The 13,813-nt window shown below is 38.1% G+C and carries 6 protein-coding genes and 3 pseudogenes; 5 read left to right on the plus strand and 4 right to left on the minus strand.

Going from position 1 to position 13,813, the window contains the following annotated elements; genetic code table 11:
• The 5 genes and pseudogenes from ACFINE_RS03445 to ACFINE_RS03465 all read left to right on the plus strand — a co-directional run.
• A pseudogene (locus ACFINE_RS03445) lies at positions 1–195 on the plus strand (virulence-associated protein E); the annotation flags it as partial.
• Positions 196–300: 105 nt separating this feature from the next.
• Complete coding sequence (locus ACFINE_RS03450) at positions 301–597, plus strand: CopG family ribbon-helix-helix protein (RefSeq protein WP_273791674.1); 297 nt, start codon at positions 301–303, stop codon at positions 595–597.
• Positions 588–860 (plus strand): type II toxin-antitoxin system RelE/ParE family toxin, encoded by a 273-nt coding sequence (locus ACFINE_RS03455; RefSeq protein WP_273791673.1) that lies wholly within the window; start codon positions 588–590, stop codon positions 858–860. The genes ACFINE_RS03450 and ACFINE_RS03455 overlap by 10 nt, the downstream gene beginning before the upstream one ends.
• Before the next feature lie 178 nt (positions 861–1,038).
• Positions 1,039–2,016, plus strand: a pseudogene (locus tag ACFINE_RS03460) (DUF3987 domain-containing protein); the annotation flags it as partial.
• A gap of 580 nt (positions 2,017–2,596) precedes the next feature.
• A pseudogene (locus ACFINE_RS03465) lies at positions 2,597–7,585 on the plus strand (DEAD/DEAH box helicase).
• 599 nt (positions 7,586–8,184) lie between these two features.
• Here the strand turns inward: ACFINE_RS03465 and ACFINE_RS03470 are convergent.
• From ACFINE_RS03470 to ACFINE_RS03485, 4 genes are all read right to left on the minus strand, one after another.
• Complete coding sequence (locus ACFINE_RS03470) at positions 8,185–8,655, minus strand: SMI1/KNR4 family protein (protein ID WP_375621053.1); 471 nt, start codon at positions 8,653–8,655, stop codon at positions 8,185–8,187.
• A 270-nt stretch (positions 8,656–8,925) separates the two neighbouring features.
• Complete coding sequence (locus ACFINE_RS03475; RefSeq protein WP_375618707.1) at positions 8,926–9,276, minus strand: HNH/ENDO VII family nuclease; 351 nt, start codon at positions 9,274–9,276, stop codon at positions 8,926–8,928.
• Between the two features lie 87 nt (positions 9,277–9,363).
• Positions 9,364–11,937, minus strand: coding sequence for a DUF6990 domain-containing protein (locus ACFINE_RS03480; RefSeq protein WP_375621054.1), 2,574 nt, complete (start codon positions 11,935–11,937; stop codon positions 9,364–9,366).
• A 12-nt stretch (positions 11,938–11,949) separates the two neighbouring features.
• Positions 11,950–13,560, minus strand: coding sequence for a DUF637 domain-containing protein (locus tag ACFINE_RS03485; protein ID WP_375621055.1), 1,611 nt, complete (start codon positions 13,558–13,560; stop codon positions 11,950–11,952).
• Positions 13,561–13,813: the final 253 nt, after the last annotated feature.

Raw genomic sequence — 13,813 nt, forward strand, 5'->3', positions numbered from 1 at the left:
CAAGCCAATGGTTGCAAAACAGACCAAAAACCAGAAAAAGCCATGTTGGGTTCTGTAACAGGTGGTGGGGTGCATTTTAGCCAAGCCAATCCAAAACATCTGGTCATTTGTGAGGGCATTGAAACCGGTCTGGCTCTGCTGTCTGGGTTGTTATCTGAGCCCGTTGATTTATGGGCGTCCCTTTCAACCCTATGAAAATGCAAAATAGATATAAAATATCTATTTTAACAGTAGCTATTGAAGAAACAGTAAAAATACATTACATTAGAACTACTTTGTAACACATTAAGTGGTTGTAAAATGGCTGAGACAACATTTACCTTTCGCGTTGATGATGTATTAAAAAATGAATTTTCCAAAGCAGCAAAGGCGTGTGATAGATCTGGTGCACAATTATTGCGGGATTATATGCGCGATATCGTAAAAGAACAAAAAGAAAAAAGTGCATACGATTTATGGTTTCGGGAACAAGTTCAATTAGGGATAAACTCTGCTAATGCAGGTGATATAATATCTTCTGAAGAAATCGAAGCAGAAGCAAAGGAATGGCGCTTAAAAACACAAAGTAAACTCGATAGATCAACTTTATGGAGCTAATTTGGACACAAGTAGCACACGTTGACCGCAAAAAGATACGTGAATACATATCACAAGATAATCCTTCTGCTGCCTTAAAGTTTGATCAACTTTTATCTGAAAAAGTAGAAAAACTTGTTAAATTTCCTACTCTTGGTCGTTTAGGACGAATTGTAAATACACGTGAACTTATTGTACATTCAAATTATATCATGATTTATGATATTTCAAATGGCGTTGTGCGTATTTTACGTGTGCTTCATACAAAGCAAAAATTTCCTTAATCAACTGTATTTTTATTTATTTGGTAATTGAAGCAAATTATTTTCTACAATACTGCGCTCCGTATCAGTAAATAATGATAAATTATTATTTTTCTAATATTGCGAATATGATTGCATAATGCACTTTGCACACCGCTTAGTTTCTACTCGTAAAAATGAAGATGACACTTTTGTCAAACGACGCTTTATTGTCAATGATGTGACTGTTGAAAAGCTTGGGGAACTCTTAAAAGAAAACCCCCGTGGTCTCTTAATGGTGCGTGATGAATTATCTGGTTTTTTAGCCAATCTGGAACGAAGAGAATATCAAACAGACCGTGCCTTTTATTTAACAGCTTTTAATGGAGATGATCAATTTACCCATGACCGTATCGAGCGGGGAACCATTTTTATCCCCCATGTAACATTATCAATAATTGGAGGCATTCAACCTTCACGCATTATTCCCATCATTCAAGCAATCCACCGTGGAATAAACGATGACGGTTTATTGCAACGCTTTCAAATGATTGTCTGGCCCGATGACAATAAAGAGTGGCAATTGGTTGATAAACCGCCCAATCAAGAGGGGTGGCAAAAGTATGAAGGAGTTTTTCGCTCTTTTCATGATAAACGCTTAGGGTCTCCCGAACAACCACTGATTATGCGTTTTTCTCCTAAAGCACAAGTGAAGTTTTATGAATGGTTCGAGCATCTTCATAAAGAGGCAAAAGGAGGTACTCACTCAGAAAGCTTACAATCGCATCTTTTAAAAATGCCAAAAACCATAGCAAGTCTTGCGTTGATTTTTGAACTTCTTGACACTGGTCGTTTAGAAATTGGTCTCTATGCCATTACAACAGCCTTGCGTTGGGAAAAATATCTGTTAAGTCATGTCAAAAGACTTTATGCGGCGCATGATACATTAACAGCAGAGCGTGCAAAATTAATTGTCGAGCGTTGTGATCATTTATCTGATGTTTTTACAGCAAGGGATGTTTATAAACGTGATTGGAAATATTTAACAGACAATCAAACCGTTAAGCAAGCTTTAGAGCTTTTATGCCGTTGTAACTATATTCGTGAAATCTCTGGAGAGAATAACTCCCAAGGCGGTCGACCTACCATACGTTATGAATGGCACCCTTTAGTGAAAAGTCATAAGACATCACACTGAGGCAATTTGGAAATCTTATAAAACATTAAACAATATAACAGTGAACCTTTAAAGCACTCCCCATCATTAGTTTTGGGGGGTATGGGGGTTTTGGGGGTCTTTTTACCCCCCCTTTATATATATTTTTTAATCCAAAATAAAAGTTATTATATTTCAATAAGTTAATCTTTCAAATAAACAACCTATATTAAACATAACACATAAATACAATTTTTAATATATATCTAAGAGGGTTTTGTAGGTGTTTTGGGGGTTTTAAAAACAGACAAAACCTATCTATAAAATGTCTCATAAAACCTATCAAAATACTTATTCTGATATATTAAAGCACCTAGTACATTTGTCTTGATTAATCCGTGAAACGAACAGCAAATTTCACTATTTTGCTGATCTTATTCCATGTCATGGGCTGTGGATAAGCAGCCTTTAAAAACCCCTTTTGAAAAAAAAATTCTGGTTTTGCAAGAATTTCACCTCATCTGACACTCGCTATTTATCCTAAATGGATTTAATTGGCTTCATTTTGATTCTTTTGAAGAGAATCAATCAGTAGAATATATTGTCATGGAGTCTGTTCTTTATGTCTCACTCTCTTTATTCTGATAATAAACACGTTTCTTTACGCTCTCTCTTACAAGCCTATCGTGATCAAGCGATATCAGAGCAAGAAAAGCAAGCCTCTTTTGAAAAGTTTGTCATAGCTTATTTGACGCAAGACCCGCTTCAATGCCAAGAATACGAAAAGGTTCAAACTTATAGAGAGGTTGCTGACGAAAAGGGGTGGAAAGGAAGCGATAGAGACACTGATATTGATTTGGTAGCTAAAATTCGTGATCAAGACGATTACGTTGCTATTCGTTGTCAATTTTATGAGACCAATCATCAGATTACCCAAGATGATATTGAAAGCTTTATCGCCATTTCTGGTAAAAAGAGATTTAAATACCGTCTGCTCATTGATAGTACGGAAAAAGACTTAAGCGAAAATGCCCATACCATGATTGAAGGGCAAGCGGTTCCGGTTTATCGAATTAATCTGTTTGATATGGAAAATAGTCAAATCGATTGGGGTATTTTTGATAAGACAGGCAACATTGTTCTTTACGAGCAAACAAAGAAAAAGCTTTTAGATCATCAGAAAGAAGCGCTGAAAGCAGTTTGTGAAGGTTTGAAAGAAGCAGACCGTGGCAAGCTCATTATGGCATGTGGAACGGGCAAGACTTTCACCAGTTTGAAGATAGCAGAAACCATAGCAGGTCAAGGCAAGCATGTCTTATTTTTGGTCCCCTCTCTTGCCTTGATGTCACAAAGCATTCGTGAATGGACAGCCGATGCACAAGTGCCCTTGCGTTGCTTTGCGGTGTGTTCGGATAAGCAAATTGGCAAGCGTCGTAAAAACCAAGAAGATGATGGGGAATTATCGGCATCGGATTTAGCCCTCCCTGCTACCACAGATGCCTCTAGGCTTGTCGAGAAAGTAGGCAACTCTTCTCCCCATGCGATGAGTGTTATTTTTGCTACCTATCAATCAATACAAGTCATTGTTGATGCGCAAAAGGATCATGGTTTAGCAGCCTTTGATTTGATTATTTGTGATGAGGCGCATAGAACAACGGGGGCTTCATTAGGAACTGACGACAATGAATCTGATTTTATCAAGGTTCATGATAACAGTCTTATTCGAGGCAAGAAACGTCTCTATATGACAGCAACGCCTCGTATCTTTAGTGACCATGCCAAAAGGCGTGCTGATGAGGTTGATGCTGTTTTAGCCTCTATGGATAATGAAGCCATTTATGGAAAAGTGCTTTATACCTACAGTTTCACCGATGCGGTCAAGAATGAACTGTTAACCCCTTATAAGATTATTGTTTTGGGTGTTGATGAGGGGGAAATCAGCAAAACCATGGAGATGCCTACCACAAGTAAAGATTATGAACTTACTTTAGATTATAGAACAAAAATTGTTGGCTGTTATCAAGCTTTAACCAAACTGGATCTAAAAGCTGATCTTGGAGATGATACGAGCCCCATGCGTCGGGCTTTGGCTTTTTGTAAAGATATCAAGACCTCTAAAAATATCCGTGATACCTTCCAAGGAAAAGGGGTTAAGCGGATTTTCAATAGACTTTATCAAAACCACCCCGATACGCCCCGTCTGATCTGTGAAGTTGATCATATTGATGGGAAGGATGGCGCCAAGGAACGGACAAGAAAACTGGATTGGTTGGAAGAAAATGTGGGGGAAAATCATTGCCGTGTACTTACCAATGTAAGATGTTTGTCTGAGGGGGTGGATGTGCCTACCTTGGATGCGGTGATGTTTTTACACCCGCGTAAAAGCCAAGTCGATGTGATACAGGCGGTAGGACGTGTGATGCGGCGCGCTCCAGGCAAGAAAAGAGGCTATATCATTTTACCCGTTGGGGTGCCGGCTGGGATTGACCCCGAAAAAGCTTTAAAGAACAATCCAAAATACAGTGTTGTTTGGCAAGTTCTCGATGCCCTGCTTTCTCATGATGAGAATTTTAGTAAAACGCTTAATCAGATGAATTTAGGACAAGATGTAAGCCCTATTTTAGAGATTATAACGGTTTCTCAAAATATGGATTTAGAGAATGTCACCACGGTTGTTGACGATATCCCTCTTCAAGCAAAACCAGAGCATACGAGCGCAAGCAATGTCTCTCCAATTCGTAAATCGCTTTCCACGCATCATGGACAAACAAGCTTCAATTTTGTGGCGGCATTTCCTAATGCTCTTAAAACGGTTTTGATTAAAAGATCAACCTTCTCTGATTATTGGGGCATATGGGCGAACAATGTTGCTGAGATTGCACAAAACCATATCAATCATCTTAAAGATATTCTTTCTGATGAGAAAGGCAAAGCGCGGTGTGCTTTTGATGCGTTTCATAAGGAATTAAAGAGCAATTTAAACGACAGTATTACGCAAGAGGAAGCGCTTGAGATGTTAGGACAACATCTTGTGACGCGTCCCGTGTTTGAAGCTTTGTTTGAGGGCAATGAATTTGTCCAGAACAATAGCATCTCACAAGCGATGGAAAGAATTTTAGCTGAGTTGGATAAAACCGATATCAAGCAAGAGTCTTTAGAACTCCAAGGGTTTTATAACAGTGTAAAATTCCGCGCCTCTGGGATAACCGAACCCCAAGCAAGACAAAACCTTATTATCAAACTCTACGAGGATTTCTTTTCCAAGGCATTTAAGAAAACCACGGATAGGCTTGGGATTGTTTATACGCCCGTTGAGGTTGTTGATTTTATCATTCATTCTGTTGATGATGTGTTGCGGAATGAGTTTGGAAAAAGCTTGGGGTCACGGGGTGTCTCCATTCTCGACCCTTTTACGGGAACTGGAACCTTTATCACACGGCTTTTACAATCCAATCTCATAAAATCAGAGGATATGGAATATAAATTCCGTCATGATATCCATGCCAATGAGATTATTTTGCTTGCCTATTACATAGCAGCGATTAACATTGAATCGACTTATCATAGTCTTATGAAAGGCGAATATATCCCTTTCAAACATATTGGCTTAACCGATACGTTTCGGATGCTTGAAGAGAAGAATCTTCTACAGGAATTATTTAAAGAAAACAGTGAATATTTAGAGCATCAGAAAAATCTAAATATTGAAGTTATCTTTGGTAACCCGCCTTACTCGGTAGGACAAAAAAGCGCTAATGACAATGCAAAGAACACTCCCTATCCCATATTAGATGACCGTATCCGTGAAACTTATGCTGCTCAATCTAAAGCTACTAATATACGAAAGCTTTATGATAGTTATATTCGTGCTATTCGCTGGGCTAGTGACCGTATTGCTGATGCTGGGGTAATCGGATTTGTTTCTGGTTCTGGTTACATAGAAAAATCGATAATGGACGGTTTACGAAAATCTTTAGCCAAAGAATTCACGAGCATTTATGTGCTTAATTTACGGGGGGATATACGTAAAAATATGTTAAGCAATGGAGCAACTCAAGAAGGAGAGAATGTTTTTGGTAGTGGTAGTATGACTGGTATTGCGGTAACGCTATTTCTCAAAAATCCCAGTACTATTGGACCTTGTAAAATTTACTATCATGACATTGGTAATAATCGCACGATAAAAGAAAAACTTACAGCTCTCGAATACTTTGGTAGTATTGGTGGTATTACACGTGAAGACGGTTGGAAAATAATTACACCAGACAAACATGGGGATTGGCTTGGTAAACGTGATGAGAGTTTTAAAACATTTTTGGCTATAGGTGACAAAAAAGGGCATGGTAAAAAGTTCTTTGAAATGTTTTCTCTTGGGATCGTAACCAATCGTGATGCGTGGGCATATAACTCAAGTCGTGAAACTTTAAAGAAGAACATGAGTCATATGATTGCCTTCTATAACAGCGAAGTGGAACGTTTTAATGATGTCTATCCGCATGCTGATCGCAAAATACGTAAAAATGCTATCGACAATTTCGTCAATACGGATGCAAGAAAAATCAGTTGGAGCCGTGCTCTTAAACAAGATTTGGCAAAAGGAAAGATTTTTAAATTTGAAGCTACATGCCTTATGCAAAGTTTATATCGTCCTTTTACGAAGCAATGGCTTTATTATAACCAAAGTTTCAATGAAATGGTTTTACAAATGCCGCGGATATTCCCTATGGGAAAAACTGTTGAAAATAGAGTGATATAAGTGGCTGCTATAGGAGCAAGGAGTGGTTTTTCTGTACTTATGGCTAAAGATTTGCCTAATCTTAATATGATGGATGGTGGTAACCAATGTTTTCCACGTTATATTTACGAAGATACTACGGTTTCAAAAAGTAAAAGTGAAAAACAATCCCATTTATTTGCAAATTCTACAGAAGCAAGCGTAACAGCTGATTTACAAAAGCGTGATGCCATTACGGATGAAGGGCTAACATATTTTAAAGCTGCTTATCCTAATGAAACTATCACTAAAGATGATTTGTTCTATTATGTTTACGGTTTACTTCATTCAGAAGATTATCGTGCCCGTTATGCTCATAATTTATGTAAAGAGTTGCCTCGTATCCCGTGTGTAAAGAGTGCTGATGATTTTTGGAAGTTTGTAACAGCTGGGCGTGAACTGGGTCATTTGCACGTAAACTATGAAACTGTAGAGCCGTATCCAGTGACCTTTAAAAAAGGTAATCCAAAAGTTACAGAGATCTCTAATCCCGAAAAATTCTATTATGTGACTGAAATGAAATTCGCAAAAGCAGGTAAAGAGAAAGATAAATCAACTGTTATTTATAATAACAATATCACAATAACAGATATCCCTCTTGACGCTTATGCGTATATCGTTAATGGTAAACCCGCTCTTGAATGGGTTATGGGGCGTCAATGTGTAAAGACTGATAAAAAGAGTGGCATTGTTAATGATGCCAATCGCTATGCTGTTGAAACCGTTGGCAACCCTGCCTACCCTCTAGAATTGTTTCAAAGGGTTATTACCGTAAGTTTAGAAACAATGAAAATCGTAAAAAAACTACCAAAATTAGAAATTAAAGAAACTGAATAACTTATAAAGCATGCTCACATAATGGGTATGATAAACTCATAAGGGGTATAGAACATAGCGATTAATCTATACCTCTCTTGTTAAGTTGATTACCTACCATCTTAAAAGGAGTGTTTATATGCGTTATTCTAAAAAGAAATCCCATCTTAAAGTGAATAGGCTCCTTTTGAATTGCCTTTAAAAGATTATATCGTAATCTAAAATGAGTGCTTTATGCTTTTCAAAAGCTTTGTTTAAAGAGAGTTATGTATATTCATTTTCTTATATTACTTATAGGTTTTGAAGGTGTAAAAACCGTCACCCCCCCCCCTCAAAACGTATATTATTAGTTGAATTTATAGGTTGTATTATCAATATAGATTGTTTTTTTAAGATCTGTAAAATCTTAACCTATTGAAATATATTGATTTTAATTTTCTCTCATTAAAAAAATAATATAGGCTCTAAAAAGAACTGACAACACTGACATGGTCTATTAAAAGGGACTTTGCTAATCTTTATAATGATCAGTTTCTATTGAGATGTTTTCATAACAGTCTATAAATTACAATTATCCTATTTATCAACTAGTTGTATAACATCATCTAAGGTATAAGTTTTCATGAATCTTCCCCTGCATACTCTTTAATTCTTTTGCAGAGAAATTCATAAAAATTACTTGCGTAATATTCAGAATCTTCAGATGTATACTTGAGATAGAGTGGGCATTCACCATCCCGAAACTGCGTATAATCAAAATAAAAGGTTTCACCAAAATCAGTTGTGCAGATAACAAGTTGTTTGGGGTCCGTAAAGCCATCTCTTCTATCGAGCAAATTTCGGTAAACAATATCACCAGCAGGAATACCTGCACATATTTCATAAATACTGAATATTTCTTCACCTCCAATTTCTCCTCCTCCATAATTTTTTAAAAAATTCTTATAGGAAGAGGTAAATTGTAAACCAAGAGTGTTCTCAGCTGTTTTAATCCGTACATCATCAGGGGCATTATCTTGAGTACCAAAATTAATAACATGACTATGCATATCAACATATTGTGCAACATCTGATAAAGTATAACTTTTCATAAATTTTTCTCCATAAGTCACAGCGTGTTTTTACTCATAATGAGTGCTCCTAATGATCAATCTTTTTCTACTATAGCCAATGGAATTGAGATGAGATTGATAAAATCATAAGAGATATGTTCTTGACGGAGCTCTTTTCTCATCTGTCTCTGTACAATCATCTCGCATTTACAATATATGATGGAATTAAAGGAGGTGATCATTAAAGTTTAGAGAGCGCCTTTTAGGGATATTATTTCAATATTTGCAATAATTACTCTTTCTTTTTTCCTACTTAGGAATTTTTTTTGAAATCCAACAAATAACTTTTCTGATAAAATTTGTCTTTGGATTCATAGGAGCAACCAAACTCCTGCCTTGATAAAATGAGTAGAGAACCTCAACGAGAGGACTATCTTGTTCTTGTGTCACAGGATGTAACATAATAGGTCTAAAATCGACTCCAATAGGTGCTCTTCCTGATACCATTCTTTCCACATTTGTACCCGTTACTATCTGTCCTTCTTCTTTCCAAGAAGAAACTGTTTCGGGCTCAAACAGTTCATCTTCCTGATAAACTTTTTGACTTTTAAATTCCACCGGCTCAGCTGCCCCCATACTTTTTTTCTTTATCCATTTCATGATTCATAATCCCCTCGATTTTTTCAAAATAATCAATTTATTCTTTGTTCTAAATAGACTTAATAAACTCTCCTTCCAAGAGCGAGGTTATTCCTCGCTAGAAAGCTCTGAGTGATCATCAAAATCTTTTGCTACCCGTTCAATCAAAGCGTAGCTCACTTGCTTCACCTTTGCTACTTCTTTGGCTAAAGCTAATGCACGTTCAAGGTGGGTTTTGTTGATGCTCTCGTCAAAGCCTAGGTGATCACCTGCCGTAAAGCTTTTCTGATAAGATTGTAAGGTCTCAACATCACCCAATAAAGCAAGAGCGCCAAGATGAAGTAAAGCATAATCCGTATCGTTTGCTTTAGACGTGGCGCCTTTTTCCCAAGGAGCAGTACCATAATCAGAGCGAAGTCTTTTAGAAAGGTCAATGTCTGTTACCGCCCATTCTAAAGCATCATCAAGCGCCTGTGTTAAACGATCCGTAGTGACTTCTGGTTCAAAGATTTCTAATCCCTTGGCTTCAAAATTAAGCTGTATATCTGGAATATCTTCCGTGTAGGTAGGATCAATGAATTTACAAGCGGTGGAAAGAATGCCCGTGCTAATCATAAAGGCGCTATCAAATTGCGGACAATCTTTGGCAATTTCGTCGTTATAAAGAATATCTACTTCACGATCAGCCAATTGATAGCTTGCCATATGGTCATTCTCATTGATTTTCTCGGTTGACCAGCCTAAGCTTTTTAAAAGTGCATGAGCACTTTCCATGGTGAGACGATCATCATTGTCATCCACTTCATCCACTTCCTCTGCCACTTCAACAGAAGTTGTTTTAGAAGCAACAGATGCTATTTGCGGATCCAAGCTCAAAATCGGTGCATTTTTCGGAAAACCTGCTCGATAACCCCGCGCAAGAGTGAGGAGATTATCAATTCTATATTTTGAGATTTCTTCCACAAAACCTAAAGGATTTCCCTTTCTAAAATTCTCCTTATAAGATTTGAGCTTTTCAACATCCCCAATCAAAACAAGCGCAATAAGGTGACGCGCTACAAGATCAAGTTCACTGTTTGTTGGCAAAGCCGCATAATCATAGATGATTTGATTCACATTTTGCCGATCAGCCCATTCAAGAATATCCGCACTGATCTGTTTCAGCTTGCCTTCATCCAATTCAGTACTAGAAACTGTATAAACTTCTTCTGCTTCTTTGATGGCTATATATTGAGGCATATTATAGAAAATTTCTCTATGAGCAGTGGAAAAACCAAGTGTTGAAAGGGAAGCCTTAAATGCAACAATTGGCTCTTCTTCATCACTTTGAAGACTGTACATTATATTGATGATACGGTCTTTACTGATAAAATAGGTATTACGATCATAGTTTTTATCACGATAAACTGTCCAACCCATTTCTTTTAATTGCTCAGCAACCTTATTGAAAGTAATCAAAGCTTTCGGACCAAGGTGTGCTTCTGCTGCTTCTCGCTCATTAAGGATTTTCAGATGTTTTTCAGAAAATTCAACGGCATGGTTAACATATTTTTTTACTTCATTATCATCCAAATGTTCAGAAATCGTACCTACTTCTAAAAATTTTTGATAAGATTTCAGGATATCAATTCGACCTGTCAACGCTAAACAAGCCAAATGCCAGACTATACGTATATTGTAGCTATACTTTTGAACACGTGTTTTGCTTTCTATTGACGCTTGTAAATCTTGGGCACGTGCCCACTGTATCACCCGCTCAGAGATTTTTGTCAACTCTTGCTCATCTAATGTCTCTACACAAATATCAATGCCTTTATCAACCCCACGAAAATTCTCTCCTCCAATCGTATTAAAAGATCGATAAATATCCGTAGGTCGTACAAGATTACGTTGTCTACAAAAATGAATATACAAGCAAGCCAAAGAAATTTCTTCATTAGATATTTCAGCTTCGAGATGAATATTGTACTGATCATAGAGATGTACAAAGCCAAAATCTAACTTAATAAAACGATCCGGCAAAACCAACCACATTTTACCAAGCTCTGTGGCAAACCACCCTTGAATTTTAAAAATGCGAGTTGCTGCTGTAAGACTCATCGACCACTGTTTAGGTTTTTTACGCGCTAAAATGTCATCTAACTCCCCGTTTTTATAAGCTTGCGCAAAAAGAATGAGGCGCTCAATCCACCCTATTGTTTTGTAATCTGAAAATTCTGGTACATGTAATTGGGGTGTAAACTTAGAACTTTTTAAAGCCTCAATATCACCAAGTAATGCTTCTGCAACAGCAGAATGATTGGCTGCTTTTTCACGTAATTTTTGTTCAATATCTTGTGCTTTCGCCCAAGCGATAACCCTATTTAAAGATTCCTTAACATGGCTTTCTGAGAGATCTGAAGCTGTAACATCGAAATCCTCTTTCGCAGAAAACAGCGTATCTTCATACTTATCCTGTGATACTTCACCACTAGCATATTCCCAAGCAAGGCAATAAGCAGCAGTGGTAAGATCAGCCGATAGCCGAAACTTTCCCCCATCCTCTCCATAATCTACAACATCATAACTAATGCCTACAATGCGATCGGGAAGATGATAATGCGCAAACATACTACCATCTTCAGCACGATAAGGTTCCCAGCCAAGCGTTTTTAAAATCTCTGTCACGTCTTTAGTTCGCATCGCTATTCACTTTCATTCAAAAAGTCCTGGATAATGAAAAACGTTAACGTCAGTTTTGTCTAACTTATTATTCAATTGTTCTTTAATCCATTTTCTATTCTCATTTTCCAATTCTTTCTTACTTCCTTTAAAATCTTTGAAATCTTTTTGATATTTTTCTAAGAACTCTTTGTTTTCTTTAAGAAATTCCGTAAACTTGCCTTTTGTGGGCTCTGCATTTCCTTCTTTATATGCCTCTTTTAAAATCTTTTGTTGTTCACTTAATTTAGAATTCTTCCCCGTTTTTACCTCGCCAATTTTTATTTTACCATTCTCTATATAAACAATATCCGCACGAGATCTTACTACCCCCTTATCCGTCTTAGTTTTGAATACTATTTCTGTTTTGCATGTTCTACATCCTTCATCATTTAATTCTTGTTTTTTCTCATCGCGTTTTTTATCATGATGCTTCCTGACTTGTTCAAGTATGTTACCCTTTCCATCATTATTGTTTTGTGGTTCTTTATTGTTTCCGTTTTTTTTCTTATTTTTACTTTCCTTCTGAGAATCTTTATTTTTTTCTTCTTGTGAGTTTTGATTTGTTTTTTCGCTATCTTCTGCAGAATTTTTCGATGCAAACCAATAGGTAAGGAAATCAGCTATAGCGGTTCTATTGTTAGGAGATTGAACAATAGTTGCTCCACCAGCCATAAAAAGAGACAGAGCTGCCAACTCTTGTGGCGTAAGCGACACAATGAACGCTACAGCAGCTGCTACCGCAGGAAGAAAATTATTTTCGGCAGCATTACCTGCGGCATCAGCGCCAGTATTGACATCACCACCAGCAAGGGCAGCAGCAAAGCCCCCCGCTATGCGCGCGATATCAATGGCATGATCATTAAAATCAGAAAACTGTGCTTCAATCTTTGCATTGATACGCGCTTGTTCTTCTGCCGTTGGAACACGACCATCCAATGCTGCTATTTCTTTTTGTATAAAATTTTTGGTCGACAGTTTAAACTGGAGCATAGCAGTGGCTTCGCCCACAGCACCCCCCACAGCACCGGCAGAGCAAGCACCGCTCGCAACAGCGCCTTTTAAGCAGCCAAGACCGGCGTGGGCAACGATCTGTGTGACCGTGTCTATTTTGCCTTCAGCCTTGGCGGTACCGATTTCTTCCGCCAACGATTTGCCAACCGTATCAGACAGGGCGATGCGCAGATTGTTAAAAAAGTTCTTGTCAAAAGAGCCACCCTCAAGAGCCGTTTGCACGCCTGTGCCAATGGCGGCTTTGATCAAGTTCTTTTCCGCTTCACGGGTGATGCGATCAACCAGAGGAGCCGTTTTGGGCAAGGATTGCCCAACACCAGCCATTTCGGTTAGTTGGCTGGTTAAGCCTGCTGTCAACATCGACGAGACAATGCTGAGAACATTCTTTGAAGAGCCAAGCTCATGCAAGGCACCGGCAATATTGCCGCGATTATTGACAAGAGCCACAGCGCTTTTGTTAATCAGCGCTTGGACACCAGCCTGTATCGCCGCATTCATGGCGGTGCTCGAGCCAAGCCCCAAAGCACCGGTAATGGCACTGGCAGCGCCCGAGGCTGCTCCACCCGTAACCGCCGTGACAGCCAAGGCCACAAGAGCTGCACCGGCTTCTGTCAGCCCTTGGGCTTTATAATCCCAGTCTTTAAATTCAGCCTTAACTGCTTGCCAATCAACTTTCCTTACAAATCTTAATCAACCCAAAGTAATAAGCAGTGTGTCGTATGGAAAATTAAAAACAAAAACCGAATGAAGAAAATGCACTTGAGACTTGCATATGGCTTCACAGGTTTATTGCTGTAAAAGCTTCAAATGATGATATCTCTAATACTTTTCGCTTGTTCTCTTG

It is taken from the genome of Bartonella sp. AA97HXZ (assembly GCF_042196985.1).
Taxonomy (GTDB): Bacteria; Pseudomonadota; Alphaproteobacteria; order Rhizobiales; family Rhizobiaceae; genus Bartonella.

What these genes read in the sequence shown, in the direction of transcription:
- ACFINE_RS03455 (WP_273791673.1), top strand. Translation starts at nt 588, where the DNA reads ATGGAGCTAATTTGGACACAAGTAGCACACGTTGACCGCAAAAAGATA.
- ACFINE_RS03475 (WP_375618707.1), bottom strand. Translation starts at nt 9,276, where the DNA reads ATGAAATGGATAAAGAAAAAAAGTATGGGGGCAGCTGAGCCGGTGGAA.
- ACFINE_RS03450 (WP_273791674.1), top strand. Translation starts at nt 301, where the DNA reads ATGGCTGAGACAACATTTACCTTTCGCGTTGATGATGTATTAAAAAAT.
- ACFINE_RS03480 (WP_375621054.1), bottom strand. Translation starts at nt 11,937, where the DNA reads ATGCGAACTAAAGACGTGACAGAGATTTTAAAAACGCTTGGCTGGGAA.
- ACFINE_RS03470 (WP_375621053.1), bottom strand. Translation starts at nt 8,655, where the DNA reads ATGAAAAGTTATACTTTATCAGATGTTGCACAATATGTTGATATGCAT.